Origin of the sequence: Schnuerera sp., assembly GCF_035459645.1 — a bacterium.
GTDB lineage: Bacteria > Bacillota > Clostridia > Tissierellales > Tepidimicrobiaceae > Schnuerera.
In genome coordinates, this window is sequence record NZ_DATHXO010000528.1 from 1 (window position 1) to 2,910 (window position 2,910).

Here is a 2,910-nt window from a genome sequence, read left to right on the forward strand (position 1 = left end):
CCTTAAACCATTAGGAGACAGAGTTGTGATTAAATTAGTTGAAGCAGAGGAGAAAACTAAATCAGGTATTGTTTTGCCAAGTTCTGCTAAGGAACAGCCTCAGATGGCTGAAATAATTGCTATAGGTGCAGATATACTTAATGATGAAAAGAGAAAAGACCAAATTAAAGTAAATGATAAGGTAATATTTTCAAAATATGCAGGAACAGAAGTAAAAATAGATGGAGAAGAATATACAATACTTAAGTTAAATGATATTTTAGCAGTAGTTGAGTAAGACAATGCACAATTTAAAAATGTCATTCTGAGCGTTAGCTAAGAATCTCGCTTTTAAACGATGAGACTCTTAGACAGTTAGCAATTTTGTTTATCTTAGGGTGACAAAAATAAAAATAGGGAATGACTTTTGTGTTGTTTCAAAATTTGAAATAAAAAAAGGAGTGTGAATATAATGGCTAAAGAAATTAAATTTGACGAAGCTGCTCGTCGTTCAATGGAAAAAGGAATAAATAAATTAGCTGATACTGTAAAAGTAACTCTTGGACCAAAGGGAAGAAATGTTGTATTAGATAAAAAGTTTGGTGCGCCACTTATCACTAATGATGGTGTTACTATAGCTCGTGAAATTGAATTAGAAGATAGATATGAAAATATGGGTGCACAACTTGTTAAGGAAGTTGCAACTAAAACTCAAGATGTGGCAGGAGACGGAACTACAACTGCTACATTACTTGCACAAGGAATTATTAGGGAAGGCTTAAAGAATGTTGCAGCTGGTGCAAATCCAATTATACTTCAAAATGGTGTTAAAAAAGCAGTTGATAAAGCAGTAGAAGAAATTAGAAGATTTTCAAAAGAAGTAGAAACAAAGGAATCCATAGCTCAAGTTGCTTCAATTTCTGCAGGAGATGAAGAAATTGGTAAATTGATTGCAGAAGCTATGGAAAAAGTAGGTAACGATGGAGTTATCACTGTTGAAGAATCTAGATCTATGGGAACTACTTTAGATGTAGTAGAAGGTATGCAATTTGACAGAGGATATGTATCTCCTTATATGGTAACAGATACAGATAAAATGGTGGCAGAATTAGAAGAACCATATATCCTAATAACAGATAAGAAGATTACTAATATTCAAGATATATTACCAATATTAGAACAAATAGTTCAACAAAGTAAACCTTTATTAATTATTGCTGAAGATATTGAAGGTGAAGCATTAGCTACATTGGTAGTAAATAAATTAAGAGGAACATTTAATTGTGTAGCAGTTAAAGCTCCTGGATTTGGAGATAGAAGAAAGGAAATGCTTCAAGATATAGCAATATTAACTGGTGGGCAAGTAATTGCTGAAGAATTAGGTTTAGACTTAAAAGAAATTTCAATCGATATGCTTGGTAAAGCAAGAAGAGTTCAAGTGGATAAAGAAAACACAGTTATCGTTGATGGAGAAGGTTCTCAATCCGATATTAAAGATAGAGTAAATCAAATTAGAACACAACTTGAAGAAACTGATTCTGAATTTGATAAGGAAAAATTACAAGAAAGATTAGCAAAACTATCAGGTGGAGTTGCAGTAATCGAAGTAGGTGCTGCTACTGAAACAGAACTTAAGGAAAGAAAATTAAGAATAGAAGATGCTTTAGCAGCAACAAGAGCAGCAGTAGAAGAAGGTATGGTACCTGGTGGTGGAACTGTATTAGTAGATTGTATTCCAGCAGTAGCTAAATTATTAGATGAAACTGATGGAGATGAAAGAACTGGAGTAGATATCATAGTAAGAGCTCTAGAAGAACCAGTAAGACAAATAGCTACAAATGCAGGATTAGAAGGTTCAATTATAGTAGAAAGAGTTAAAGAAAAAGAAGCTGGAATGGGATTTGATGCATTGAACGAAAAATATGTAGATATGGTAGATTCAGGAATAGCTGATCCAACTAAAGTAACTCGTTCAGCTTTACAAAATGCTGCTTCCGTTGCATCCATGGTATTAACAACAGAAGCTGCAGTAGTAGATACAGAAGAAGAAGACCCAATGGCTGGCATGGGTGGCGGCGGAATGGGTGGCGGAATGCCAATGATGTAATAAAATATATAAAGACCATAAACCGAATGAATAGGTTTATGGTCTTTTTTTGTATTGATGAAAAGTTTACTTGATAAAAGCTATAAAAAAAATAGGATATACGTAAAGTATGCTTTGCGTATAACAGACTATTTAACCTTAAGAATTAAAAAGAAGGTTATGCTTGTAATGTTATGTGCATTAACGGGTTGACATATAAACGGGTTGACACATGGGTCAACCCCTACAGTATTGGAAACATCATATATCGTAGGGATGGACCTATGTGTCCATCCGGTTTCATACGACACATCATTTCTATTTGGCATCGCAGTGATTCTAGCATATATCATAGCTGTACGTAGGGGCAGACCCATGTGTCTGCCCTCCTTAAAGCGGTAGAAAATGCTTTAGTTTAATAAAAGGCAGGAGTGTGGAAAAGGGATAAAATAGCTGTAGTATATAAACCCAAATATGGTAGTACTAAAAATATGCTCAGTGGATAGCTAAAGATGCAAAGGCAGATTTATATGAGTGTTCTCAAGTAGATTCTAATAAACTAATGGAATACTCTACAATTATATATGGAGGTAGTTTGTACGTCAGTGGAATTGCAGGAGTATCTATTATAAGGTTTTGGTTGTCACAAATACTTATTTTGGGTTTTGGTGTTAAGTTAAGATGGTCTCCTGTATGTGGATATGCACCACAAGGTGTTTTTAACATAGATACCAACTAGCAATCTTTATGATCTTTATCTATTAATTTAAGAACATTGTCGAATTTAAATTCTAATAATATTTCTTTTTTAATGATGTTCTTTAATGTTTTATCTACACTTTTGT

4 protein-coding genes are annotated in these 2,910 nt (G+C 33.6%); 3 read left to right on the top strand and 1 reads right to left on the bottom strand.

Going from position 1 to position 2,910, the window contains the following annotated elements; translation table 11 throughout:
- The 3 genes from VK998_RS12345 to VK998_RS12355 all read left to right on the top strand — a co-directional run.
- On the top strand, positions 1–277 hold a 277-nt coding region (locus VK998_RS12345; RefSeq protein WP_325228802.1), incomplete at its 5' end, for a co-chaperone GroES.
- A 174-nt stretch (positions 278–451) separates the two neighbouring features.
- Positions 452–2,086, top strand: a complete 1,635-nt coding sequence (gene groL, locus VK998_RS12350; protein WP_325228804.1) for a chaperonin GroEL — start codon at positions 452–454, stop codon at positions 2,084–2,086.
- Positions 2,087–2,627: 541 nt separating this feature from the next.
- Complete coding sequence (locus tag VK998_RS12355; protein ID WP_325228805.1) at positions 2,628–2,804, top strand: hypothetical protein; 177 nt, start codon at positions 2,628–2,630, stop codon at positions 2,802–2,804.
- Here VK998_RS12355 and VK998_RS13120 read toward each other — a convergent pair.
- The coding region (locus tag VK998_RS13120) for an alpha-helical endospore appendage domain-containing protein (RefSeq protein WP_475513940.1) at positions 2,801–2,910 on the bottom strand (110 nt) is incomplete at its 5' end. The two genes, VK998_RS12355 and VK998_RS13120, sit on opposite strands and share 4 nt — an antisense overlap.

Excerpts from the sequence above, each read along its gene's own strand:
- VK998_RS12355 (WP_325228805.1), top strand. The coding sequence starts at position 2,628 with ATGGAATACTCTACAATTATATATGGAGGTAGTTTGTACGTCAGTGGA.
- groL (WP_325228804.1), top strand. The coding sequence starts at position 452 with ATGGCTAAAGAAATTAAATTTGACGAAGCTGCTCGTCGTTCAATGGAA.